We start from the raw sequence: 24669 nt of genomic DNA, 5'->3' as shown, positions 1-24669 counted from the left end.
CATTGAACAGATAAATTATGAACGACCGTGCGCAATTTAGTAATTGATCTGCATCAAATTACCCGATAAGACCACTTTGCGAGCCAAGAGTGTTAATCCTTGATCCACATCAAACATTTTTTTGACAACGGTCAATAAACTGTGGCGCATGACCAACATTACCTTAAATTCAAGCAGACGGTGCATCGCACTCGCCCTGCTCGGTCTGTTGACCGGATGCGCCTCCATGGCGCCCCAGTACAGCCGCCCGCCGCTGGCCGTTGCGGCCAGCTATCCGGCCGCCGGCAATGCCACGGCTGCCAGCGATACTAGCGCCGCCAGCGCCATGCCGGCGGACTGGCAGCACTACTTTACCGATCCGGCCCTGCAAAGCTATATCAGCCAGGCACTGGAACACAACCGCGACCTGCGCACGGCCACCCTGCGGGTAGAACAGGCCCGCGCGGCGCTGGGCTACCAGCAGGCCGCGCTCGCCCCCGTGATCGCCGCGCAGGGCGGCAGCAACCGTACCCACGTGCCGGCCGATCTGAGCCTGACGCGTCACCCCATGATCACCAGCCAGTTCCAGACCGGTGTGGGCGTGGCCGCATGGGAGCTGGATTTCTGGGGCCGGCTGGCCAGCCTGCGCGATGCAGCGCGGGCCGACTATCTGGCGACGGATGCAGCCCGTCAGGCTGTCACACTGGGCCTGATCGCCCAGGTGGCCGATGCCTATTATGCGCTGCGCGAAGCTGACCAGCGCCTGCTGCTAGCCCAGCGCACACTGGCTAGTCGGCAGGAAAGCTTCCGCATCTACAGCCGCCGCGTGGCGGCCGGATCCGCTTCGCGGCTGAATCTGACCCAGGTCGAAACCCTGCTCACGCAAGCGCAGGCACTAGCGGCCCAGCTGGAGCAGCAGCACGACGCCGCGCTGCAGGCCCTGCAACTGCTGGCGGGCCAGCCCATCCAGTGGCAGGCCGTCACCACTGCCGACAGCACGCTGGGCGAACTGCCCGAGCTGGCAGCCGGCCTGCCGGCCGCCCTGCTGGAACGCCGTCCCGACCTGCGTGCTGCCGAGCTGCAGCTGCAGGCCGCCAATGCGAATATCGGCGCAGCCCGCGCAGCCTACTTCCCGTCCATCAGCCTGACGGCTTCGGGCGGCACCGCCAGTGCCGCACTCGATGGCCTGTTCAAACCGGGCAGCGGCAGCTGGAACTTCAGCCCCAGCATCACCCTGCCCCTGTTCGACGCTGGCCGGCGCGACGCCAATCTGGCCCTGATGCAGGCCCGCCGCGACAGCGCCGTGGCCAGCTACGACAAGGCCGTGCAGGCAGCTTTCCGCGATGTGGCCAACGCCCTGTCGGCGCGCCACTGGCTGGGCCAGCAGGCCGCCATCGCCAGCCACGCGCTGGCCGTGCAGCGCGAACGCGCGCGCCTGACCCAGCTACGCTTCGATAATGGCGCCGCGCCTTATCTGGACGTGCTCGATGCCCAGCGCGATCTGCTCAGCGCCGAACAGCAGCTGGTACAGACCCGCCGCGCCCTGCTCTCGGCCGGCATCGCCGTGTATGCCGCCCTGGGCGGTGCTCCGCAAGCTGCACAACAACCCGAACTCTTATCTACGCCACGCTCATGACGCTCACTCTCCGCACCAAACTGATTACTGCCGGCGTGGCCGGTGCCGCCCTGCTGGGGGGCTATTACGGCTGGACCCATCTGCATAGCAGCGGCCCCGGCGAGGCTTTCGCCAGCGGCAACGGCCGCATCGAAGCAACCGAAATCGACGTCGCCGCCAAGCTGCCGGGCCGGCTGCAGGACATCCTCGTCAACGAAGGTGATTTCGTCAGCGCCGGCCAGACGCTGGGCCATATGCAGGTGCTGACGCTGGAAGCCCAGCGCGCCGAAGCCACGGCCAATCTGCGCCATGCCGAAGCGGGCGTGGCCAGTGCCCAGTCCATGGTGGCCGTGCGCGAAAGTGATTATCAGGCCGCGCTAGCCGTGGTGACGCTGCGCGAAAGCGAACTCGATGCGGCCGAACGCCGCCTGCGCCGCTCGCAGACGCTGGTAACGGAAGGCGCTTCGTCCGAACAGGAACTCGATGATGACCGCAGCCGCGTGCGCAGCAGCACGGCCGCCATCCGCGCCGCGCAGGCGCAGGCCGCAGCGGCGCGCAGCGCCATCGAAGCAGCACGCACCCAGGTGACAGGTGCCACTTCGGCCGCCACCGCAGCGCAGGCCACCATCGAGCGCATAGGCGTGGATATCAACGACAGCGCACTGAAAGCGCCGCGCGCTGGGCGCGTGCAGTACCGCATCGCCCAGGCCGGCGAAGTGCTGGGCGCTGGCGGCAAGGTGCTCAATCTGGTCGACCTCAGCGATGTCTACATGACCTTCTTCGTACCGGAGCAGGTGGCCGGCAAACTGGCACTGGGCGCCGAAGTGCATGTGCGGCTCGATGCCGCACCGGGCATGGTGATTCCCGCCAAGGTGTCCTTCGTCGCCAGCACGGCCCAGTTCACGCCGAAAACCGTGGAGACGGCCAGCGAACGCCAGAAGCTGATGTTCCGCGTCAAAGCCCAGATCGACCGCAGCCTGCTGCAGCAGCATCTGACGCAGGTGAAAACCGGCCTGCCCGGCGTAGCCTGGGTCAAACTCGACCCGCAAGCCGGCTGGCCTAGCGAGCTGCAAGTACGGGTGAGCAAGTGAACGGGCCGGCGCAACAGCCGCCGGTTGCACGGGTTGAGGGCGTCAGCCTGCATTACGGGGCAGCCGTCGGGCTAGACCAGATCGATCTGGCCATTCCGGCCAACTGCATGGTAGGCCTGATCGGCCCTGACGGCGTGGGCAAATCCAGCCTGCTATCGCTGCTGGCCGGTGCGCGCGCCGTGCAGCAAGGGCTGGTGCAGGTGCTCGATGGCGACATGGCGCAGCGGCGCCACCGCGATGCCGTCTGTCCCCGCATCGCCTACATGCCGCAGGGGCTGGGGCGCAATCTCTACCCCACCCTGTCGGTGGAAGAGAATCTGCAGTTCTTCGGCCGCCTGTTCGGCCACAATGCGGCCGAACGGCGCCGCCGTATCGACCAGCTGACCGATAGCACGGGCTTGCGGCCGTTTCTGGCCCGTCCGGCCGGCAAGCTGTCGGGCGGGATGAAGCAGAAGCTGGGCCTGTGCTGCGCGCTGATCCACGATCCCGACCTGCTGATCCTCGACGAACCCACCACCGGCGTGGACCCGCTGTCGCGCGCCCAGTTCTGGGACCTGATCGCCCGTATCCGCGTCGAGCGCCCCGCCATGAGCGTGCTGGTAGCTACCGCCTACATGGAAGAAGCCGACCGCTTCGACTGGCTGGTAGCCATGGATGGCGGCCGCATACTGGCAACGGGCACGCCGGCCGAACTGCGCCAGCAAGGCGGCAGCAATATACTGGAAGAAGCTTTCATTGCCCTGCTGCCGGAAGAAAAACGCCGTGGCCACCACCAGCTGGTAGTGCCGCCGTTTGAACCGGGCGCGCAGGATGATATCGCCATCGAAGCGCAGGGACTGACCATGCGCTTCGGCGATTTTACTGCCGTGGACGGAGTGGATTTCCGCATCCGCCGTGGCGAAATTTTCGGCTTCCTCGGCTCCAACGGCTGCGGCAAGTCCACCACCATGAAGATGCTGACCGGGCTGCTGCCTGCCACGGCCGGCACGGCGCGCCTGTTCGGCCACGAGGTCGATACGCGCGACATGGCCACACGGCGCCGCGTCGGCTATATGTCGCAGGCCTTCTCGCTCTACACCGAGCTGACGGTGCTGCAGAATCTGGAACTGCATGCGCGCCTGTTCAGCGTGCCGGAACAGGAAATCGCCGCGCGCGTAGCCGATATGGCCAGCCGCTTCGGCCTGAATGGCGTGCTCGATGCCATGCCCGAACAGCTGCCACTGGGCGTGCGCCAGCGCCTGTCGCTGGCCGTGGCCATGGTGCACCGGCCGGAACTGCTGATCCTCGACGAACCTACTTCCGGCGTCGATCCGGTGGCGCGCGATATGTTCTGGGAGCTGATGATAGAGCTGGCACGGCGCGACCGCGTGACCATCTTCATTTCTACCCACTTCATGAACGAGGCCGAGCGCTGCGACCGCATCTCGCTGATGCATGCCGGGCGCGTGCTGGTCAGTGCCGAGCCACAGGAGCTGGTGCGCATGCGCGGCAGCGCCACACTGGAACAGGCTTTCATCGCCTATCTGCAGGATGCCACCAACGCCAAGGCCACGCAGGCTGCGGCAGCGGCGCCGGCAATTGGCGCGGCCAGCGCGACCGCCCCTGCATCGGCCGCACAGCCTGCGCCTGCGTCCGCACCTGAACCGGCAGCTGTCGCCACGGCACCCGCCAGCACCACTAGCACTAGCGCCAGCAACAGCGCCAGCAACAGCGCCCATGCCACTGCCACGCGCGGCTGGCGCGCCAGTCTGGCCCGCGCCTACAGCTACACGCTGCGCGAAACGCTGGAACTGCGGCGCGATCCCGTACGCGCCACGCTGGCTTTGCTGGGTACCGCTATCCTGATGTTCATCATCGGCTACGGCATCAATCTCGACGTCGAGCACCTGTCCTACGCCGTGCTCGATCACGACCAGAGTGGCCTGAGCCAGAACTACACACTCAATCTGGCCGGCTCGCGCTACTTCATCGAGCGCCCGCCCATCAGGGACTACAACGATCTGGACAAACGCATGCGCAATGGCGAACTGGCCATGGCGATCGAAATCCCGGCCGGCTTCGGCCGCGACCTGCAGCGCGGTGCGCCCGTGCAGCTGGGCGCATGGATAGACGGCGCCATGCCGCTGCGTGCCGAAACCACGCGCGGCTATCTGCTGTCGCTACATCAGAGCTGGCTGGCCGACATGGCCGTACACCGCCTCGGCATGCACCCCAGCAGCGCCGGCAGCATCGAAACGCGCTACCGCTACAACCCCGACGTCAAGAGCCTGCCGGCCATGATACCGGCCGTGATCCCCATGCTGCTGATGATGATCCCGGCCATGCTCAGTGCCCTCTCGGTGGTGCGCGAAAAAGAGCTGGGCTCCATTCTCAACCTGTACGTCACGCCCGTAACGCGCGCCGAATTCCTGCTGGGGAAACAGCTGCCGTATATCGCACTGGGCATGTTCAACTTCGCCCTGATGACGCTACTGGCCGTGACGGCGTTCGGCGTGCCGCTCAAAGGCAGCCTGCTGACGATTACGCTGGGCGCGCTGCTGTACGTGATCTGCGCCACCGGTCTGGGCCTGCTGGCTTCCAGCTTCACGCGCAGCCAGATCGCCGCCCTGTTCGTCACCATGATAGGCACCATCATCCCCTGCGTGCAGTTCTCCGGTCTACTCAATCCCGTCTCGGGCCTGGAAGGGCCGGGCCGGCTGATCGGCAAGATCTATCCGGCCACCCATTTCCTCACCATCAGCCGCGGCGTCTTCAACAAGGCGCTCGATCTGGCCCACCTCGGTTCTGCCTTCTGGCCGCTGGCCATCGCCGTTCCCGTGATCGTGGTGCTGTCCGTGCTGCTGCTGCACAAACAGGAACGCTAGCATGTACACCCGTCTGCAACATATCTACCGCCTCGGCATCAAGGAACTCTGGAGCCTGCTGCGCGACCCCATGATGCTGGTGCTGATCGTCTACACCTTCAGCTTCTCCATCTACATCGCCGCAACAGCCATGCCGGAGAGCCTGCACAATGCCGCCATCGCCATCATCGATCAGGATGCATCGCCCCTGTCGGCGCGCATCGCCTCGGCCTTCTACCCGCCCCACTTCAAGGCACCGCAAATGATAGACCCGGCCCGTGCCGATGCGGGCCTCGATCAGGGCGACTACACCTTTGTGCTCGATATCCCGCCCAACTACCAGCGCGACACGCTGGCCGGCCACCAGCCTGCCCTGCAGCTGAATATCGACGCCACCCGCATGAGCCAGGCCTTCACGGGCAACGGCTACATCCAGCAGATCATCGCTGCCGAAGTGGGCGACTTCCTGCGCCACCAGCAGGAAGCACCGAGCGCACCGGTCGATCTGGCGCTGCGCATGCGCTTCAATCCGAATCTGGAACAGGCGTGGTTTGGCTCGCTGATGGAAATCATCAACAACGTCACCATGCTGTCCATCGTACTGACGGGGGCTGCCCTGATCCGCGAACGCGAACACGGCACCATCGAGCACCTGCTGGTGATGCCCGTGACGCCGCTGGAAATCATGCTGTCGAAAATCTGGGCCATGGGTCTGGTAGTGCTGGTGGCCGCACTGGGCGCCCTGCTGTTCATCGTGCAGGGCGCGCTGCATGTGCCCGTGCGCGGCTCGGTGGCCCTGTTCGCCCTGCTGGCCGCGCTGCACCTGTTCTCCACCACGGCCATGGGCATCTTCCTCGCCACGCTGGCACGCAGCATGCCGCAGTTCGGCATGCTGCTGATACTGGTGCTGCTGCCGCTGCAACTGCTGTCCGGCGGCAGTACGCCGCGCGAAAGCATGCCGCAACTGGTGCAGGATCTGATGCTGGCCGCACCGACCACGCACTTCGTTGCTGCGGGGCAAGCTTTGCTGTATCGCGGCGCCGGACTGGACGTGATCTGGCCGCAGCTACTAGCCATTAGCGCCATCGGCGCCGTGCTGTTCGGCACCGCGCTGGCACGTTTCCGTAAGACTATTACACTGATGGCCTAGGCCTGACGAAGCATGGAATTTTTGATCTGAATCAATCAAATTCTTGAGCGAAATACCTAGCATAGTGGCATGTGATCGGAGCGTCCCGCCTTCGTCCATACCACTCACGGAAGGAAATGTCATGTCTTACAAGACCATCTTGGTACAAGCCGACTTACCCGACACAGTAGCCAATGGCGTGCGCCTGGCGTCCCAGCTTGCCAACGACAATGAAGCCCATCTGGTCGGTTTTGCCCTGAGCGGCGCCGATCAGGCCATCGCCCAGTGCAATGCCGCCGTAGCCGGCATGGTCGCCCTGCCTACCGATATGAGCGCGCTGACGGAAAAAGCCGATGCACTGCTAGCCGGCTTCGCCAAACAGGCGCAAGGCAATGGCGTTTCCTCCTTCGAAACCCGACGCATCGACGACACGCCGGACTATGCCATCGTCATGCAGGCCCGTTATGCCGACCTGCTGGTGATGCCGCAGGGTGACGCCAGCGGCGCGCCGTCGGCCGTACTACAATACGTCATGCTGCATGGCGGCAAACCTGTACTGATCGTGCCGACCGAGACCAAAGTCGAGCAGTTCGGCAAAGCGCCGCTGCTGGCATGGGACGGTGGCCAGCAGGCTGCCCGCGCCATCAATGCTGCCCTGCCGCTGCTGAAACGCGCCGGCAAAGCCACGCTGGCCGTGTTCAACGGTACCGAACACTATGCAGCCCATGGCCAGCAGCCGGGCGCCGACATGGCCACCTATCTGGCCCGTCAGGGTGTGCAGGTGGAAGTGGTGCAGAAAACCACCAAACAGCCTATCGGTACGGCGCTGCTGGAACTGGCCGCCGAACTGAAAGCGGACCTGCTGGTGATGGGCGGCTACGGCCACTCGCGCCTGCGTGAAATTGCACTGGGCGGCGCCACGCGCGATGTGCTCAAACATATGAACCTGCCGGTTCTGATGACCCACTGATCCGGCCTTCCGAAAGGCATAGCAATGACCGACGCCGTAAATGATGCAGGCAATGAGACTCACGAGCAGCAGGACATCATCGAGAACATCACTTACGCGGAACTGAGCGTCGGTCAGAGCGCGCGGCTATGCCGCACCCTGACGGAAAACGATATTGCCGCCTTCGCGGCCGTATCGGGCGATATCAACCCGGCCCACGTCGATACCGAATATGCCGATCACACCCTGTTCCATGGCGTGATCGCGCACGGTATGTGGGGCGCGGCGCTGATCTCGCGCCTGCTGGGCACTGTGCTGCCCGGCCCCGGCACCATTTACCTGGGCCAGACCCTGAAATTCCTCAAGCCGGTGCGCATCGGTGACGAACTGCGCATCACCGCCACCGTCGCCAGCAAGGAAGACGAGAAGAAGCACGTCACGCTCGATTGCGAAATCAAGAACCAGAACGGCGCCGTGGTGCTATCCGGTCTGGCGACCGTGATCGCGCCGACGGAAAAAGTACGCCGGCCGCGCACCCAGTTGCCGCCGCTGTACATGCCTTCGCGCCACCAGTACACCAGTCTGCTGGCCAGCGTGGCCAGCCTGCCGGCCGTGCGCTGCGCTGTGGTCCATCCCTGCGATGCGGCCTCGCTGCGCGGTGCGCTGGAAGCTGGCCACAAAGGCCTGATCGTGCCCGTGCTGATCGGCCCGCAGCAGAAGATACAGGCGGTGGCAGCGGAAGCCGGCCTGTCGCTGCAGGATGTGGAACTGCTGGATGTACCCTACAGCCATGCCGCCGCCGCACGCGCCGTGCAGCTGGCCGCCAGCGGCGCAGTCGAAATGCTGATGAAGGGCAGCCTGCACACGGATGAACTGATCAGCGCCGTGCTGGCCGAACCGGCACTGCGCACCAAGTCGCGCCTGTCGCACGTGTTCCGGCTGGAAGTACCCATGTACGACAAGGTGCTGCTGATTTCCGATGGCGCCCTGCACATCCAGCCCGACCTCAACGACAAGGCCGACATCATCCGCAACGCTATCGCGCTGGCCCATGCGCTAGGCACGCCGTCGCCCAAGGTGGCCATTCTGTCGGCAGTGGAAACGGTGACGCCGAAAATCCCGTCCACGCTGGACGCCGCTGCACTGTGCAAGATGGCCGAACGGGGCCAGATCACGGGCGGCGAACTGGATGGCCCGCTGGCCTTCGATAACGCCATTTCGCCAGCCGCCGCACGCGCCAAAGGCATTACCTCCGGTGTGGCCGGCCATGCCGACATCCTGATTGCGCCCGATCTGGAAGCGGGCAATCTGCTGGCCAAGCAGCTCGAATATCTGGCCGGTGCCGCTGCCTGCGGCGTGGTACTCGGTGCTACCGTGCCTATCGCCCTGACCAGCCGCGCCGATCCGGCCGAAGCGCGCACCGCCTCGGCCGCGCTGGCCCTGCTGCTGGCCCATAGCTACCGCCAGCAGCGTCCCTGAACGTCACTTTGCGTCACTGAGCGTCACTGAACGTCACTAAGCCTCGCCGCGCTAGCCCAGCACGGTGCGGGCCACGCCCACATACAGCGGAATGCCGAACAGGATGTTCAGCGGGAAGGTCACGCCCAGACTCAGGCCGAAGTACAGCGAAGGCGTAGCTTCCGGCATGGCATAGCGCAGCACGGCCGGCACGGCGATGTAGGAAGCGCTCGCAGCCAGCACCATCAGCAGTGCCGCGTCACCCGTGGGCAGATGCAGCAGTACGGCCAGCGTCAGCGCCAGCATGGCATGCAGCAGCGGGCCCAGTACGGCATAGGCCACCTGCACGGGGGACTTGCCGCGGATCTGCATCAGATTGCGCGCCGCCATCAGGCCCATATCGAGCAGGAAGAAGGCCAACATGCCTTTGAACAGGTCGCCCGAGAACGGCTGCATGGCGGCCTTGCCCGCATCGCCAGTAACGATGCCCACCACCATGGCGCCCAGCAGCAGCAACTGCGCGCCATCGGTGAACGATTCATGCAGGATTTTGCCGACCGAGACGCCCTGCTTGCCCGCACCTGCGGCCACGCTGGCAGCAGGTCCTGCCAGCACGGCTGCCCCGCCCGCCGGCACTGCCACGCTGGCACTGGCCCGCTGGCGCAGGCTGTTGGCGAACACGATGGCCATGATGATGGCCGGTGACTCCATCAGCGCCATCGCCGCGGCCATGTGGCCGCCATATGCCAGCTGCTGGTTTTCCAGATACTGCACGGCCGTGACAAAGGTGACGGCACTGACCGAGCCATAAGTGGCCGCCACCGCCGCCGCATCGAAGCCGGATACGAAGCGGCGCAAAATGTTGTAGCCGATCAGCGGCACGGCGATGGCCAGCGAGACGGCAGCGCCCAGACTCAGGCCCACATTCGCCGTCAGGCCGGAATGCGACAGGGCGAAGCCGCCCTTCAGGCCCAGCGCCATCAGCAGATAGAGCGAAAGAAAGCGCGAGATCGCAGGCGGAATTTCGAGGTTGGAACGTACGGCACCGGCCAGCACACCGAAAACAAAGAACAGAATGGCGGGATCGAGGATGTTTTGCATGGTTTTTCTCCTAGACCCGCATTCTAGGAAAAGCCTGATATCGTGTAAAATCGATTCTTACATCATTATCCATAGATAAAACTCTATGAATATCACTTTCCGGCAATTGCGCCTGTTTCTGGCGCTGGCTGAAACGGGCAGCGTCAGCGCGGCGGCGCGCGCCCTGCACGTCACCCAGCCCACCGCTTCCATGCAGCTGCGCGAGATTAGCGAGTCTGTCGGCCTGCCCCTGTACGACGTGATCGGCAAAAAAGTCCACCTGACGCAGGTGGGACAGGAACTGGCCGAAACGGCGCGCGCCATCGCCCAGAGCTGGGACGGCTTCGAGCAGCAGGTGGACGGCATCAAGGGTCTCGCGCGCGGCAAGCTGCGGGTGGCCGTGGTGAGCACGGCCAAATATTTCATGCCGCGCCTGATCGGCAGCTTCTGCAACCGCCATCCGGCCATCGACGTGTCGCTGGAAATCCTCAACCGCGATGGCGTGGTACAGCGCCTGCGCGACAATCTCGATGACCTCTACATCATGTCCATGCCGCCGGCCGACATGGAGCTGTGCGACCAGAGCTTCATGCCCAACCCCATCGTGGTGATCGTCGCCAGCGACGATGCGCTGGCCCGGCGGCGCAAGGTAACGCTGCAGGATCTGGCCGGGCGCCGCTTCATCCTGCGCGAACCGGGTTCCGGCACGCGCATGGCAGCCGACCAGTTTTTCCGCACCGAGAAATTCCGCCCGAATATACGGCTGGAACTGGGCAGCAACGAAGCCGTCAAGGAATCCGTCGCCGGTGGCCTCGGCATAGGCGTGGTGTCGCGCCACGCCCTGCACGGGCACCAGAAAGAGCATGGCGTCAGCGTGATCAATGTGGCCGGTTTTCCGCTGCCTTCGGCCTGGCACATCGTCCATCCGGCCAGTAAAAAACTCTCGCCGCTGGCCGCTGCCTTCAAACAGCACGTATTATCGAGTATCGCGGACAACCTCTAGGACAGCCATGCTTTCCCACATCTACATAGGCATCAATGATTTCGAGCGGAGTTTTGACTTCTATGCCGCCGTGATGGCAGCACTGGCCACACGCCTGCGCTTCACGGACGCGGGCAAACCGTGGGCAGCGTGGCAGCCGGCCGAAGGTGGCCGCCCCCTGTTCATCATCGGCCGGCCCTATGACGGCCAGCCGGCACAGGCAGGCAATGGCCAGATGATCGCCCTGCTGGCGCCATCGCGCGCCGCCGTCGATGCCGCCCATGCTGCCGCGCTGGCCCATGGCGGCCGCTGCGAAGGCGCGCCGGGCCTGCGCCCGCACTACCATGCCAACTACTACGGCAGCTATTTCCGTGATCCGGAAGGGAACAAGCTATGCGTCGTCCACCACGACGCCGTTGACGCCTAGGCGGGCAGTTCGGCAGGTGTGCGCCGGTTATGCCGCCGCCGGCCGCGCCCTGACCAGCCACAGCGCCGAACACGGCACGCAGGCCAGCAAGGCCGCCAGCAGCCAGAAGGCCTGCGGCAGGCCCACCTGTTTGGCGATAAAGCCTATGCAGGCCGGCCCCACCAGTATGCCGGCGTAGGCCGTGGTGGAGATGGCGGCAATCGCCAGACCGGCCGGCATCACCTGCTGGTTGGCGCCGCGGCGGAACAGCACCGGCACGATGTTGGCGCAACCCAGGCCGATCAGACCGAAACCCGTCAGTGCCAGCGGCGCCGTACCAGCCGTCAGCAGCACGGCAAAGCCGGCCAGTGCGATCACCCCGCCCACCAGCAGCGTACGCTGGTCGCCCAGCCGGGTCGCCACAAAGTCGCCGCTGAAACGGGCGATGGTCATGGCGATGGAAAACACGATATAGCCGCTCCCTGCCTGCTCCACCGCAAACAGCCCCTGCTCCGTCAACAGCAGCGCGCCCCAGTCCAGCAGCGCGCCTTCGACCAGAAAGGTAATGCAGGTCAGTAGCGCAATCCCTAGCACCAGCCCGCGCGGCAAGGCAAACATGGTGCCGCCCGCACTGGCGCCATCGCGCAGGATGCGCGGCGTAGCCAGCAGCATGCCCAGCACCATCACTGCGCCGCACAGCAGGGTGGCCGGCAGCGTGGCCAGCTGGCGCGACAGCAGCAGCGTCATCACCGCCGAGCCGGCAAAGCCGCCCACGCTGAACAGGGCGTGAAAGCCCGACATCAGCGTGGCTCCGGAACGCTTTTCCACTTCCACCGCATGCATATTCATGGCCACATCGAGCGCCCCCAGCGTGGCGCCGAAAACCACCAGATTCAGCGCCAGCACGGGCACGGAAGCGGCCAGCGGCAACACCGCCAGCGCCGCTGCAAAACCGAAGCCGCTGACGATCAGCAAAGGCCGCGTGCCATAGCGTACGGCCAGCGCCCCCGTCAGTGCCATCGCCATGATAGAGCCCACGCCTATGCACAGCAGCAGCAGGCCTAGTGCATGGTCGTCTATGCCCAGCCGCGCCTTGGTCAGCGGTATCAGCGGCGCCCAGCAGGAATAGCCGAAACCGGCCACGAGAAACAGCACACGGGTAGCAAGCCGCGCAGCGGCATTGGAAACGGGGGGCACAGCATCTCCTTGTCGAGTGTCAGTAGGAAGTCAAGAGCGGACTGGCGCGCCGCACCATGCTGCCGCCCTGCTCCAGCGCCCGGGCGCAGGCTTCGGGGGCATCAGCTTCCAGCACATAGCAGCTGATGGCAGCACTGGCACACACCCGGTAGGGCGCGCGCGTCTGTAATTTTTCGCTGGTCAGCAGCACCACGCTGTGGCGTGCCGCCGCCAGCGCGGCCTGTTTGAAGTGGGCATCGGCCAGATGGAAGGCGCCTATACCCTGTTCGGCCGAGCAGGCACAGGCGCCGAGGAAGCAGCGGTCGGGGTTCAGATCGGCCAGCTGGCGCAAGGCCGTGGCATCGATGCAGCCGCCTACGTGGGCATCGACGCTGCCACCCAGCATCAGCAGCCGCACATCGGCCCGCTGCAGCACGGCAGCGGCTATCGCAATCGAGTTGGTGGCCACGGTGATGCCGCTCTCGGCCGGCAGCAAGGGCACCAGCGCCAGATTGCTGCTGCCATTATCGAGCAGCAGCAGTTCGCCGGGCTGGACCAGTGCTGCGCCCTGCTGGGCCAGCGCCGCCTTGCGTTCCGGCATATGGCCGATGCGCTCGGCCATGGGCGTGGCAGCGGGCGACAGCGGCAGCGCCCCGCCATACACGCGCCGGCATAGTCCTAGCGTGGCCAGTGCACGCAGGTCGCGCCGGATGGCATCTTCGGAAACGGCAAATTCGGCCGCCAGCGCGGCAGCGTTCACAGGCTCGCCCTGCTCCAGCCGGTGCAGGATGAGGTCACGTCGGGTAGCAGGTATCTCGTTCATGGGACGATAATAACGTGCATAAACAAGAAAGTAAACGCTGGAATTATCCTTATTTCTGCATATTTTCGATTTAATCGTGCATTAACGTGCAAACCAAGCGTTGGCACCGTCCGGCTATGTCACATTTAAATTGCAATGAACACGGCTGTGTTTAAACTGCTTCCTGTATATTTGAGTTGGGTCAAATTATTTCCAAAAGATAAAACCTATTATTTAAGAATAATCAAAACCACGCTCCCAAACCAACGTGGCCCACGAAACAATGCAAAGGCATACGCTCAAAACCCGTCTGACTGTCACCATGCTCGCCCTCAGCCTGCTAGGCCTGTGGTCGCTGTCCTACTTTTCCATACAGGTACTACAGCAGGATATGGAACACATGCTGGGCCTGCAGCAGTTATCGGCCGTGAAGGTGGTGGCCACCTCGCTCGACGCCGCCGTCAACGAACAGGGCAGCAGTCTCAGCCATCTGGGCCGCAGCGTAGAGCCGGCCATGCTGGCCCATCCGGACCGCCTGCGCCAGTTGCTGGAACGCCTGGACAAAAGCGATATGTTCGATGCCGGCCTGCAGATCCATGACCTGCAGGGAAAAATGCTGGTCAGCGCCGGCGCCAGCGCCGGCGCTCCCCCGCCGCCGCCATTCATCCTGCCGGCCTATCTGAACCAGACCCGGGTCGTGGTGCATGCCGCTAGCCGCCTCAACGGTCTGCTGCCCATGTCGGTACCGCTGCTGAACGACGATGGCCAGCGTTTCGCCACGCTGACGGGCTTTACCAATCTGCGCAGCAGCAACTTCCTCAGCCGCCTGCTGGCCGCCGGCTATGGCGGCAGCGGCGGCTATATGGTGGTGGAGCCGGAACAGCGACTGGTCATCGCCGCCACCAATCCCGCCTACGTGCTGGGCAACGTCCCGCCACTCGGCCACAGCAAGCTGGTCGATCGCTTCGTCAGCGGCTACGAAGGCTCGGGCGTGACCCGCAACAGCAGCGGCACGGAAGTGCTGGCCTCAGCCCACCGCAGCCTGCTGGCCGGCTGGTATGTGGCGGCCGCTCTGCCCACCAGCGATGCCTTCGCGCCGGTCGCCAGCATGCAGCGCCACCTGCTGCTGGCCACGGTGGTGTTCGCGCTGATGCTGGGCGCACTGACATGGTGGACCTTGCGGCGCCAGCTGGCACCGCTGATGGATGCCATCAGCACGCTGACCCAGATGCGTGTCAGCGCCGCCCCCCTGCAGGCGCTCAGCGTACAGCGCGATGATGAAATCGGCCGCCTGTTCATCGCCTTCAACAACCTGCTGAGCGCCATCAACCAGCGCGAAATGGCGCTGCAGCAGAGCGAACGCAAGCTGGCCGACATCCTCGACCATGCCGACAGCTATGTGTACCTGAAAGACCGCGATGGCCGCTATCTGTATGCCAACCGGCGCGTGCGCACGCTGTTCCAGCGCAGCATGGCCCAGCTGGCCGGCCTGCGCGACGAGGAATTTTTCAGCTCGGCCAGCGTGGCCACGCTGCGCCAGCATGAGCTGGCAGTCTGGCAGCATGGCGCCACCCTGCGGGTGGAAGAACCTACGGTGGACCGGCGCAATGGCCGCGCCGCCATCTACCAGAGCGTCAAGCTGCCGCTGCGCGATCAGGCTGGCGAAATCTATGCCATGTGCGGCATTTCCATCGATATTACGGAACGCAAACAGACCGAAGAAGCGCTGCGCATCGCCGCCATCGCCTTCGAGGCGCAGGCCGGCATTGCCGTGCTCGATGCCGAGCTGCGCATCCTGCGCGTCAATCAGGCTTTTGCCGACATCACCGGCTGGGCACAGAGCGAGGCCTGCGGCCAGCCCATCAACATTCTGCGCTCGGCGCTCCAGCCGCAGGGCTATTACGAAGCCATGTGGCGCACCACCCGCAAGGACGGAGTGTGCCGCGACGACGTCTGGCTGCGCCGGCGCAACGGCAAGGATTTCTATGCACGCGGCACCACCAGCGCCGTGTATAGCCTGCGCGGCGAAGTCACCCACTTCGTCTGCCACCTGATCGACGTGACGGAAAGCTATCAGCGCGAAACTCTGCGCATGCAGCAGGAAGCGGCCCACCGCGATGTGCTGGTGCGCGAAGTGCACCACCGCATCAAGAACAATCTGCAGGGCATTACCGGCATCCTGCGCCAGTTCACCTACAAGCATCCGGAGCTGGAAGAGCCCATCAGCCATGCCATTTCGCAGGTCAAAGGCATGTCGGTGGTGCACGGCCTGCGCGGCCGTGCGGCCGATGGTGCGGTGCACCTGTGCGAGCTGTGCAGCGAAATTGCAGCCGAAGTCGGCGCCCTGTGGCAGACCGCCATCCGGGTCGATATTCCCGAGCGCTGGCAGCCGGCCGGCGTGGCCGAGGACGAAGCCGTGCCGGTCGCCCTGATCCTCAACGAACTGATACTCAATGCGGCCAAGCACGGCGGGCGCAGCCACGGCGGGGTCGCGCTGACCGTGCGCCGCGGCGACGAGGCCGAGCAGGTGGTGATCACCATCAGCAACCACGGCCAGCTGCCGGAACAGCCGGCCAGCGGCCCCGATCCTTATAGCGGCCTGCAACTGGTACACGCGCTGATGCCGCGTGCCGGTGCCAGCCTGACCCTGCGTCAGGAGCAGCAACAGGTGCTCACCATCCTGCGCCTGGGGCCGCCCGTACTCCATACTACTACTGCGGAATCATCATGAACTCACACACTCCCAAAGCTGCCCTGCTGCTGGTCGAAGACGACCGGCTGGTACTCAGCACCATGGCGGCCGGCCTGCGTCACGCCGGTTATCAGGTCGATTGCGCCGAATCGGCAGAACAGGCCGACGCCTGGCTAGCCACCGGTGCGCGGCCCGATCTGGCCATCCTCGACGTGCGTATGCAGGGTCAAGGCGGGCTGGCACTGGCCGAAAGACTGTCGCAATTAGACCACATCCCCTTCCTCATGCTGAGCGCCTACGGCGAAGCGGCCATGGTCGAGCAGGCCACCCGCAGCGGCGCACTGGCCTATCTGGTCAAGCCGCAGGATGTGCAGCAGCTGCTGCCCGTGATCGAATCGGCGCTGGCGCGTGCCAGCGAGCTGGACGGACTGCGCCGCAGCCAGCGCCAGCTGCAGACGGCGCTCGATACGGAGCGCAGCGTGAATGTGGCAACCGGCATCGTCATGATGGAATACAAGCTCAGCCGGACCGCTGCCTTCAACCTGCTGCGCGATGCCGCGCGGCGTCAGCGACGCAAGCTGACCGAGGTGGCAGACGAGGTCGTCAGTGCCCGGAATCTGCTCAGTCTTGGTGCAAATAATTTACGTACAGCATCAAAATAATTGACCAGCGCGGTACAATACGGTACAACTACTTTAACGGAATGGTCCCTACCCCTGACTGTCCTGCCTGAGGCCCTGAACACGCCTCGTTAACTGGCTGCAGCGCAAATTGCCTGCGGCTCGATAACTACTGCCCTAGAACAAACGGCAGTGCGTGTTCACCGGAGCTTCTTATGCAACTCAATAACATCAAAGTCGGTACCCGTCTGGCTGCAGGCTATGGCCTGATCGTCGCTTTCCTGATCGGCATTACGCTGCTCGCCTATGTCCGTCTGACCGCCCTCGATGACAGCATCCGCCTGATCGTCGACGACCGCTATCCCAAAGTCGTGTACGCCAACCAGATTCTCGAAGGCATCAGCGACAATGCCATCCGCCTGCGCAACCTGCTGCTGCTGACGGATCCCGCCCTGCAGCAGCGCGATCTGGAGGCCATCAAGACCAACAGCCAGCACGTCAGCAGCTACATCGACAAGCTCGACCATGTGCTGACCACCCCCAAAGGACGCGCCATCCTGGCCGATATGCAGGAAGCGCGCGGCCACTATCTGCAAAGCCAGCAGCGCTTCATCAGCCTGTACGAAAGCGGTGACCGCGAGGGTGCCTCGGCCATCCTGCTGGGCGCCATGGCGCAGCAGCGCCAGGCCTACTTCGAACGCGTCAAAGGGCTGGTGCAACTCGGTGGCAAGCTGATGGAACTCAGCGGCGCGGAAGCCCATCAGGCCAGCGCCGACAGTGCCCGCATGATGCTGCTGCTGGCCAGCGCCGCCATCCTGCTGGCCGTCAGCTGTGCCTGGATGATCACGCGCAGCATTACCACTCCGCTCAGCGATGCCGTCAGTGCGGCCGATCTGGTGGCGGCCGGCGATTTAAGCCAGCGCATCCAGGCGAGTGTAGGCCGCGATGAAACCGCCCACCTGATCAACGCCATGGCGCGCATGAACGGCAATCTGGCCGACATCGTGCAGCAGGTACGCCAGGGCACGGTCAGCATCAGCAAGGCGGCAGGCCAGATCGCCGCCGACACGGTCGACCTGTCGGCCCGTACCGAACATCAGGCCAGCGCCCTGCAGCAGACTGCTACTTCGATGGAAGAGCTGACCGCCACGGTGCAGCAGAATGCCGCCCACACGGCCCACGCCAGCACGCTGGTGGCGGACAGCCGCACCCTGGCCGACCGTGGCGGCAGCGTGGTGCAGCGCGTGGTGCAGACCATGGAAAGCATCAACGATTCCTCGCGCCGGATTGCCGATATCACGGGCGTGATCGATGGCATCGCCTTCCAGACCAATCTGCTGGCCCTGAATGCGGCCGTGGAAGCAGCCCGTGCGGGCGAACAGGGCCGCGGCTTTGCCGTAGTGGCCGGCGAAGTGCGCAATCTGGCACAGCGCTCGGCGGCGGCGGCCAGCGAAATCAAACAGCTGATCGCCACCTCGGTGGCCCAGGTCGAAGATGGCTCGCAACTGGTGAGCGAAGCCGGCACGGCCATGCAAGCCATCGTGCAGAGCGTGCAGCAGGTCAGCACCGTGATCCGCGATATTGCCGTTGCCAGCGATGAACAGCGCGCCGGTATCGAGCAGATCAATCAGGCCATCGTGGAAATGGACAGCGTCACCCAGCAGAATGCCCATCTGGTCGACCAGACCACCAATGCGTCGGCCCAGCTCGACAATCTGGCCAGCGCCCTGAGCGAAGTGGTCGCGCGTTTCCGCCTCGAGAGCGGCCGCCGCGGTACGGCACCGGCAGTGGCCGCCAGCGCGCCATTGCAACTGGCCGACGCCAGCACATGAAACCGCTGTCGAGCCAGCCGGAGCCGGCTGGCCCTGCAGTAGCGCGGCGCAAGCTGCCGGCCTGGCTCCCGCTGGCACTGACACCCTTGCTGCTCGCCGTGCTGGCGGCGGTCGCACTGCAGCGCCAGCACGGCGTGCTGGCAGCCAGCTTGCTGGCGACGCTGCTGGTGCTGCTGCTGGCAGTGGTGCTACGCCAGCTGGTGCTGCTGCCGCGCCGCCGGCTGGCCACCCAGCAGCGGCGCGAACAGGTAACCTTCGATGCGGCGCCGGACGGCATCGTACGGGTCGACCAGAACGGCATTATCCGCATGGTCAATCCGGCCATGCTCAAACTCAGCGGCTACCAGCGCGACCAGCTGCTGGGCCAGAACGTGTCCATGCTGCTGCCGCAGGCGCTGCGTGCGCGCCACACGGTTTCCATGGCCGGCTATTTTGCCCAGCCGCGCACCCGCGCCATGGGCGAAGCGGCGCTGGAACTGCTGTGCAGCGACGGCAGCCTGCGCCCCGTCGAAATCTCGCTCGGCCACTGGCAGGAAGGTACCCAGCGTCACGCCATTGCCTATATACACGACCTGAGCGAACGCCATGCGTTCGAACGTTCGCTGCAGCACCGCGCCACCCACGATGATCTGACCAGCCTGCCCAACCGGCGCCTGTTCAAGGCCCTGCTGCAACAGGCTGCGCTGCGCTCGGGGCGCCAGGCCACCCGGCTCAGTCTGCTATTCCTCGATCTCGATCACTTCAAGACCATCAACGACAATTTCGGCCATGCCGTGGGCGATACCGTGCTGATCGAAGCGGGCAACCGCATCCAGTCCGTGCTGCGCAGCGGCGATGTGCTGGCACGGCTGGGCGGTGACGAATTTGCCGTACTGCTGGGCGAGCTGGGCAGCCCCGACGATGCCATGCGGGTCGCCGGCAAGCTGCTGGAAGTGCTGAAAGTGCCCTACACCCTGCGCCACCAGCAGATCTATTCGGGCGCCAGCATAGGCATCGCCTTCCTGCCTGACGATGCCGGCAATGTCGATACCCTGCTGCGCTATGCCGACATGGCCATGTATCAGGCCAAGCAGAATGGCCGCGGCCATTTCGCCTGCTATTCGCATGAACTGAATGCGCGCGCCCACGAAGACATGCTGATCCACAGCCGCCTGAAGGAAGCGCTGGCACAGAACCGTCTGCAACTGCATTACCAGCCGCAGGTCGATGTACAAAGCGGCTTGCTGATAGGCGCCGAAGCGCTGCTGCGCTGGCATGACGAACAGCTGGGCCAGGTATCGCCCGAGCGCTTTGTCGCCGTGGCCGAGGCCACCGGGCTGATCCTGCCGCTGTCGGACTGGGTGCTGGAACAGGTGTGCCAGCAAATCTGCCGCTGGCAGCAGGCTGGCACCCCGCTACGCGTGGCCGTGAATTTTTCCGCCCACCAGTTCAACCAGCCCCATCTGGCCCAGCAGGTAGCGGCCGTGCTGCAGCGTTCGGGCGCACCGGCTGCCCTGCTCGATATCGAAATCACGGAAACCGTGGTGATGGCCCGTCCCGATCAGGCGCGCAACCAGATTGCCGCGCTGGTAGCGCTGGGCTGCAGCGTGGCGCTCGATGATTTCGGCACCGGTTATTCCTCGCTGACCCGCCTCAAGGACCTGCCCGTGAGCAAGCTGAAGATAGACCGCAGCTTCGTCCAAGGCCTGCCCGGCGACAGCAATGACTGCACCATCGCCCAGGCCATCATCGGTCTGGCGCGCAGCTTCAATCTGAAGATGGTGGCGGAGGGAGTAGAAAATGCAGCCCAGCTCGCCTACCTGCGCGAACAGGGCTGCGAGCTGTATCAGGGCTGGTGGTATGCGCGCGCCATGCCGGCCGAGGCGCTCAGCGAACTGCTGCAGGCGCCACAAACCGTTCAGGCATAATTTAGCGCCATACGCTGCGGGCGCACCCGCTCCAGCGTGAACACGGCCACGGCATCGCTCAGTGCACCGGCCTGCTCCTTGAGCGATTCCGAGGCGGCGGCCGACTGTTCCACCAGCGCGGCATTCTGCTGGGTCATTTCATCGATCTGGGCGATCGCCAGATTGACCTGCTCGATGCCGGTGCTCTGTTCCTGCGCCGCTTCCACCATGTGGGCCATGATGGCCGTCACGCGCTGCACGCTGCCCACCACTTCCGTCATGGCCTGGCCTGCATGTTCGGCCAGCGCATTGCCCGCTTCGATGCGCTGCACGCTGTTATCGATGAGCTGCTTGATATCGCGCGCTGCGGCCGCCGAGCGCTGCGCCAGATTGCGCACTTCGCCCGCCACCACGGCAAAGCCGCGGCCCTGCTCGCCGGCCCGCGCCGCTTCCACGGCGGCATTCAGCGCCAGCAGATTGGTCTGGAAGGCGATGCCGTCGATCACGCCGATGATGTCGACGATGCGGCGCGCCGCCACATTGATTTCGCCCATGGTGCCGACCACCTGCTGCACCACGGCGCCGCCGCGGCCGGCCACACCGGCCGCCGCGCTGATCAGCTGATCGACTTCGCGCGCATGGTCCACGCTCTGGCGTACCGTGGCCGTGATCTGTTCCATCGAGGCCGCCGTCTGCTGCAGATTGGAAGCCTGGGTTTCCGTGCGGCTGGACAGATCCATATTGCCGCTGGAAATATCGCACGAGGCCGAATCGATATTGCCGACGCTGCTGCGTACGCTGGAGACGATGTTCAGCAAGCCCTGGTTCATATCCTGCAGCGCATGCATGAGCTGCGCCGTTTCACTCTGGCCGCCCTGCTCGAAACGCGAGGTCAGATCGCCCTGGGCGATGCGGCGCGTGATTTCCACCGCGCGCACCAGCGGCTGGCTGACGGAACGGGCGATCAGGCGGGCAAACAGCCCGGCGGCCACGATCAGCCCGGCCATGGCGCCGAACATCATCCAGCGCCGCGTGCGCAGTGCGTCGATGCGGGCATCGAGCATGGCCGTCAGGCTGCTGGCGGCGGCACCGTTAATGGCGAACTGGGCATCGATGGTGCTGGTGGCCCGTTCCAGATAAGTGGCCGAGGCGTAATCGAGCGTACTAGCCTGAACGATGCGCTCGCTGGCCAGTGCCATGATGGCCTGGGTCTGCTGCTCGGCCGTCTGCCATGGCGCGGCCAGCGCGCTGGCCAGCGCCGGATTGGCGGCAGTGGCTTTGTGCAGCGCGGTCGCGGTCTGTTCCAGCCGGTCCTGCACGCGGGCATTCGCTCCCGCCAGTGCAGCGCGCTGTTCGGCGCTGGCTTCGTGCTGGTTCAGCAAGGCCGTGCCCATGGCACGCAGGCGGCCCGTTTCTTCGGCCAGATACGGCATCTGGTAATACACGGCCTGGATCAGCTGGTGGCTGTCGACGCTGGTATCGAGCTGCAGACCGAACTGGTCCGCCACCATATCGTTGACTGCCAGCAGGCCGGAAATCAGGCTGGTGTGCAGCAGATAGCTTTGCGCCACCGTTGCCTGGCCACCGCCGATAGTCTCGCGCAGCGTCTGCCAGCGTTGCTGCTGCTGTTCCCAGCGCTGCGCCAGCGCCGCATTGTCCATGCTATTGATCAATTCGCCCATGCGGGCGTACGCCTGATCAACCTGCTGCTGCTTGGCAGCGCGCTTCTGCCCGGCTTCTGCGCCGCCACCCAGTGCCAGCGCAGCCAGGCCGCGATGCTGCTGGGTCAGCTGGATCACCTTGAAAATCGCTGCCGCCGGCGCCGTGCCTTCGATTTCCGTCTGGGCGGCAGCAATGGTGGCCGTGGTCTGCTGCAGGTACAGCGAGGCGGGGATCAGGGCTACTACCAGCGCCACCACGGCCAGCAGGACAAATTTCTGCCATAACAGCAGACGATCCAGAAGTGCATCAATAGAGTTCATAGTCATACTCGTGAAACGGATGTGCACGGGAGCGGGGGGCACGGACGGGGGAACAAGCGGGCGCCTCACGACGCAGGCTTTAAACATGTACAGACGATACATATTTAAAAAAGTGCCGTCAAGCAAGGCAAATCAAGAAAATCGCAGAAAGCCACATGTCCCGCAGTGCAACAAAGTTACAAATCCCCAATAAAAATAGAACAATTTGCAGAACAAAATGGCTACAATCTAGACAGATACACCAGATAATTTTCCTCTTACCTATTGTTTATCTGCATGCCCCAGGCTGTAGAAACCTGATATGGATCACACTTTCCCGCCCCTGCAACTGGATCCGGCCATTCTGCTGGAAATCATCCAGGTTCAGACTGAAATCGCCCGTTGCGGCCTCGATCTCGGTCAGGTTATCAATCTGGTATGCCAGCACAGCCAGCAGCTGGCCCGGGGCTGCGGCGCCGTGGTGGAAATTGCCGAAGGCAGCTTCATGGTGTACCGCGCCGCCAGCGGCACGGCAGCCGGCCAGCTGGGCATGCGCATACCGCTGGAAGGCAGCCTGTCCGGCTTGTGCGTTACATCAAACCAGTCCCTGGTCTGCCACGATGCCCTGACGGATGCCCGCGTGGACAAGCGCGCCTGTCAGGCCGTGGGATTGCGCTCCATGGTGGTGGTGCCGCTGAGCCATGGCAGCCAGGCAGTGGGCGTGCTGAAAGTGATCGCCACCGAGCCGGGCCGATTCGATGCCCGTGCCATCGCCATCCTGCAACTGATGTCGGGCGTGATCGCGGCCGCCATGTACCACGCCAGCAAATACGATATCGACCAGCTCTACCATCAGGCCACCCACGATGCCATGACCAACCTGCCCAACCGCGCGCACTACTTCGACCGCCTGCGCAGCACGCTGGCACTGGCCGAACGGCAGCGCCACAAGGTCGGCATACTGGGGGTGGACATGGATGGCCTGAAGTTCATCAACGATACTTATGGCCACCGCGCCGGCGATGCCGCCATCCGCGAAATCGGCCAGCGTCTGCGCCAGGAAGTGCGTCAGGCCGATCTGGTGGCGCGCATAGGTGGCGACGAATTCATGGTGCTGCTGACCGATATCGGCGACCAGCAGCAGATCGAAGCCAAGGTGGAGCATCTGGTGCAGCAGGCTTGCCGCAGCTACCATTTTGAAGGCAATGCACTGCCCCTTTCGGTCAGCATCGGCAGCGCCATTTATCCGGACGACGGCCACCACATCGAGACGCTGACGGAACTGGCCGATCAGGCCATGTACCAGCGCAAGAAAAGCCGCAGCAAGGTGGCGCAGGACTAGGCCGCCCTGCAGCACGCTGGCTTACAGCACGGCCTTGAGCAGCAGCCACAAGGCCGTCAGCAACATCATCGACGCAAACGCCTGCTTGACGCGGCGCTCCGGCAGCCGGTGCGCCAGCGCCACCCCGGCCGACACGGTCAGCAGACCACCGGCCGCCATGGGCAGGCCCACGCTCCATTGCACATGGCCGGCACTGCCGTAGGTCAGCAAGGCCACCATCGAACAGGGCGTGACCAGCGCCAGCGACAGGCTTTGGGCCACCGTCTGGCGCTGGCCGAAGATGCCGGTGAACACGGGCGTGGCCACCAGCCCGCCGCCCACTCCGAGCAGGCCCATGCAGGCACCGCCCAGCAACCCGACCAGCGGCATCCAGCGCGGACTGCGACGGGGCGGGTGCGCCGGCGGGGCTGCAGCCGCGCGCTGCTGCAGCAGCGTGCGCAGGGCCAGCAGCAGCAGGAAAGCCGCAAACACCGTGCGCAAGGCAGCCGGATGCAGGCCCGTGGCCAGCCGCGCCACCAGCACGGTGGCCAGCACGGCCAGCAGCCCGATCGGCAGGCTGACACGCCAGTCCAGCGGGTGGTGGCGGCTATAGCGCCACCAGCCCAGCAGCAGTATCGGCACCATCATGGCCAGCGAAGTGCCTTGCGCCAGCGCCTGCTCCATGCCCAGCGCCAGGGCCAGAAACGGAATGGCGATGATGCCGCCCCCTATGCCGAACATGCCGCCCAGGAAACCCAGCATGGCGCCCACGGCAATTGCAACTGACAAACCCACGATCACTACCCCTGATGAGAGAAGCGACTAGCATAGCGTACACGAAATTCAT

At 64.6% G+C, this 24669-nt stretch carries 18 protein-coding genes; 13 read left to right on the top strand and 5 right to left on the bottom strand.

Annotated features, from left to right (window positions below; genetic code table 11):
- Positions 1–148 precede the first annotated feature (148 nt).
- From GTP23_RS07205 to GTP23_RS07180, 6 genes are all read left to right on the top strand, one after another.
- Complete coding sequence (locus GTP23_RS07205; RefSeq protein WP_161034451.1) at positions 149–1615, top strand: efflux transporter outer membrane subunit; 1467 nt, start codon at positions 149–151, stop codon at positions 1613–1615.
- Positions 1612–2685 carry an HlyD family secretion protein gene (locus GTP23_RS07200; protein ID WP_161034450.1) on the top strand — a complete coding sequence of 358 codons (1074 nt, stop codon included), beginning with the start codon at positions 1612–1614 and terminating at the stop codon, positions 2683–2685. The genes GTP23_RS07205 and GTP23_RS07200 overlap by 4 nt, the downstream gene beginning before the upstream one ends.
- Entirely contained in the window at positions 2682–5549 is a 2868-nt protein-coding gene (gene rbbA, locus GTP23_RS07195) for a ribosome-associated ATPase/putative transporter RbbA (RefSeq protein ID WP_161034449.1), read from the top strand. Before GTP23_RS07200 ends, rbbA begins: the two co-directional genes overlap by 4 nt.
- Position 5550: 1 nt before the next feature.
- On the top strand, positions 5551–6678 hold the full coding sequence (locus tag GTP23_RS07190) for an ABC transporter permease (protein WP_161034448.1): 1128 nt from the start codon (positions 5551–5553) through the stop codon (positions 6676–6678).
- Between the two features lie 121 nt (positions 6679–6799).
- Positions 6800–7627, top strand: a complete 828-nt coding sequence (locus tag GTP23_RS07185; protein WP_161034447.1) for a universal stress protein — start codon at positions 6800–6802, stop codon at positions 7625–7627.
- A 24-nt stretch (positions 7628–7651) separates the two neighbouring features.
- The gene (locus GTP23_RS07180) at positions 7652–9085 is read left to right on the top strand and encodes a bifunctional enoyl-CoA hydratase/phosphate acetyltransferase (protein WP_161034446.1); all 1434 of its coding nucleotides are present in this window, start codon (positions 7652–7654) and stop codon (positions 9083–9085) included.
- A 51-nt stretch (positions 9086–9136) separates the two neighbouring features.
- On the opposite strand, the gene GTP23_RS07175 is transcribed toward GTP23_RS07180, so the two are convergent.
- The gene (locus tag GTP23_RS07175) at positions 9137–10165 is read right to left on the bottom strand and encodes a sodium-dependent bicarbonate transport family permease (RefSeq protein ID WP_161034445.1); all 1029 of its coding nucleotides are present in this window, start codon (positions 10163–10165) and stop codon (positions 9137–9139) included.
- 85 nt (positions 10166–10250) lie between these two features.
- On the opposite strand from GTP23_RS07175, the gene GTP23_RS07170 reads away from it, so the two are divergent.
- On the top strand, positions 10251–11147 hold the full coding sequence (locus GTP23_RS07170; protein ID WP_161034444.1) for a LysR family transcriptional regulator: 897 nt from the start codon (positions 10251–10253) through the stop codon (positions 11145–11147).
- Between the two features lie 7 nt (positions 11148–11154).
- The gene (locus tag GTP23_RS07165; RefSeq protein ID WP_161034443.1) at positions 11155–11553 is read left to right on the top strand and encodes a VOC family protein; all 399 of its coding nucleotides are present in this window, start codon (positions 11155–11157) and stop codon (positions 11551–11553) included.
- 27 nt (positions 11554–11580) lie between these two features.
- Here the strand turns inward: GTP23_RS07165 and GTP23_RS07160 are convergent, their stop codons facing one another.
- The gene (locus GTP23_RS07160; RefSeq protein WP_161034442.1) at positions 11581–12729 is read right to left on the bottom strand and encodes an MFS transporter; all 1149 of its coding nucleotides are present in this window, start codon (positions 12727–12729) and stop codon (positions 11581–11583) included.
- 19 nt (positions 12730–12748) lie between these two features.
- Positions 12749–13531, bottom strand: coding sequence for a DeoR/GlpR family DNA-binding transcription regulator (locus GTP23_RS07155; RefSeq protein WP_161034441.1), 783 nt, complete (start codon positions 13529–13531; stop codon positions 12749–12751).
- Positions 13532–13793: 262 nt separating this feature from the next.
- On the opposite strand from GTP23_RS07155, the gene GTP23_RS07150 reads away from it, so the two are divergent.
- From GTP23_RS07150 to GTP23_RS07135, 4 genes are all read left to right on the top strand, one after another.
- Complete coding sequence (locus GTP23_RS07150; protein ID WP_161034440.1) at positions 13794–16241, top strand: PAS domain S-box protein; 2448 nt, start codon at positions 13794–13796, stop codon at positions 16239–16241.
- On the top strand, positions 16238–16864 hold the full coding sequence (locus GTP23_RS07145) for an ANTAR domain-containing response regulator (RefSeq protein WP_161034439.1): 627 nt from the start codon (positions 16238–16240) through the stop codon (positions 16862–16864). The genes GTP23_RS07150 and GTP23_RS07145 overlap by 4 nt, the downstream gene beginning before the upstream one ends.
- A gap of 173 nt (positions 16865–17037) precedes the next feature.
- Complete coding sequence (locus GTP23_RS07140; protein WP_161034438.1) at positions 17038–18654, top strand: methyl-accepting chemotaxis protein; 1617 nt, start codon at positions 17038–17040, stop codon at positions 18652–18654.
- Positions 18651–20561, top strand: a complete 1911-nt coding sequence (locus GTP23_RS07135) for a putative bifunctional diguanylate cyclase/phosphodiesterase (RefSeq protein ID WP_161034437.1) — start codon at positions 18651–18653, stop codon at positions 20559–20561. Before GTP23_RS07140 ends, GTP23_RS07135 begins: the two co-directional genes overlap by 4 nt.
- Here GTP23_RS07135 and GTP23_RS23015 read toward each other — a convergent pair.
- Entirely contained in the window at positions 20552–22522 is a 1971-nt protein-coding gene (locus GTP23_RS23015; RefSeq protein ID WP_161034436.1) for a methyl-accepting chemotaxis protein, read from the bottom strand. The two genes, GTP23_RS07135 and GTP23_RS23015, sit on opposite strands and share 10 nt — an antisense overlap.
- A gap of 301 nt (positions 22523–22823) precedes the next feature.
- Between GTP23_RS23015 and GTP23_RS07125 the strand changes: the two genes are divergently transcribed.
- Positions 22824–23843, top strand: coding sequence for a sensor domain-containing diguanylate cyclase (locus tag GTP23_RS07125; protein WP_161034435.1), 1020 nt, complete (start codon positions 22824–22826; stop codon positions 23841–23843).
- 21 nt (positions 23844–23864) lie between these two features.
- Here GTP23_RS07125 and GTP23_RS07120 read toward each other — a convergent pair whose 3' ends face one another.
- Positions 23865–24617, bottom strand: a complete 753-nt coding sequence (locus GTP23_RS07120; RefSeq protein WP_371866842.1) for a sulfite exporter TauE/SafE family protein — start codon at positions 24615–24617, stop codon at positions 23865–23867.
- Positions 24618–24669 lie beyond the last annotated feature (52 nt).

The organism is Duganella fentianensis (assembly GCF_009857835.1).
GTDB classification, from domain to species: Bacteria; Pseudomonadota; Gammaproteobacteria; order Burkholderiales; family Burkholderiaceae_D; genus Rugamonas; species Rugamonas fentianensis.
The sequence above is the reverse complement of the archived record's forward strand: the minus strand, read 5'-3'. Positions and strand labels throughout refer to the sequence as shown.

What these genes read in the sequence shown, in the direction of transcription:
- GTP23_RS07190 (WP_161034448.1), top strand. Translation starts at nt 5,551, where the DNA reads ATGTACACCCGTCTGCAACATATCTACCGCCTCGGCATCAAGGAACTC.
- GTP23_RS07170 (WP_161034444.1), top strand. Translation starts at nt 10,251, where the DNA reads ATGAATATCACTTTCCGGCAATTGCGCCTGTTTCTGGCGCTGGCTGAA.
- GTP23_RS07180 (WP_161034446.1), top strand. Translation starts at nt 7,652, where the DNA reads ATGACCGACGCCGTAAATGATGCAGGCAATGAGACTCACGAGCAGCAG.
- GTP23_RS07135 (WP_161034437.1), top strand. Translation starts at nt 18,651, where the DNA reads ATGAAACCGCTGTCGAGCCAGCCGGAGCCGGCTGGCCCTGCAGTAGCG.
- GTP23_RS23015 (WP_161034436.1), bottom strand. Translation starts at nt 22,522, where the DNA reads ATGAACTCTATTGATGCACTTCTGGATCGTCTGCTGTTATGGCAGAAA.
- GTP23_RS07150 (WP_161034440.1), top strand. Translation starts at nt 13,794, where the DNA reads ATGCAAAGGCATACGCTCAAAACCCGTCTGACTGTCACCATGCTCGCC.
- GTP23_RS07145 (WP_161034439.1), top strand. Translation starts at nt 16,238, where the DNA reads ATGAACTCACACACTCCCAAAGCTGCCCTGCTGCTGGTCGAAGACGAC.
- GTP23_RS07140 (WP_161034438.1), top strand. Translation starts at nt 17,038, where the DNA reads ATGCAACTCAATAACATCAAAGTCGGTACCCGTCTGGCTGCAGGCTAT.
- GTP23_RS07185 (WP_161034447.1), top strand. Translation starts at nt 6,800, where the DNA reads ATGTCTTACAAGACCATCTTGGTACAAGCCGACTTACCCGACACAGTA.
- GTP23_RS07165 (WP_161034443.1), top strand. Translation starts at nt 11,155, where the DNA reads ATGCTTTCCCACATCTACATAGGCATCAATGATTTCGAGCGGAGTTTT.
- GTP23_RS07155 (WP_161034441.1), bottom strand. Translation starts at nt 13,531, where the DNA reads ATGAACGAGATACCTGCTACCCGACGTGACCTCATCCTGCACCGGCTG.
- GTP23_RS07175 (WP_161034445.1), bottom strand. Translation starts at nt 10,165, where the DNA reads ATGCAAAACATCCTCGATCCCGCCATTCTGTTCTTTGTTTTCGGTGTG.
- GTP23_RS07200 (WP_161034450.1), top strand. Translation starts at nt 1,612, where the DNA reads ATGACGCTCACTCTCCGCACCAAACTGATTACTGCCGGCGTGGCCGGT.
- GTP23_RS07205 (WP_161034451.1), top strand. Translation starts at nt 149, where the DNA reads ATGACCAACATTACCTTAAATTCAAGCAGACGGTGCATCGCACTCGCC.
- GTP23_RS07125 (WP_161034435.1), top strand. Translation starts at nt 22,824, where the DNA reads ATGGATCACACTTTCCCGCCCCTGCAACTGGATCCGGCCATTCTGCTG.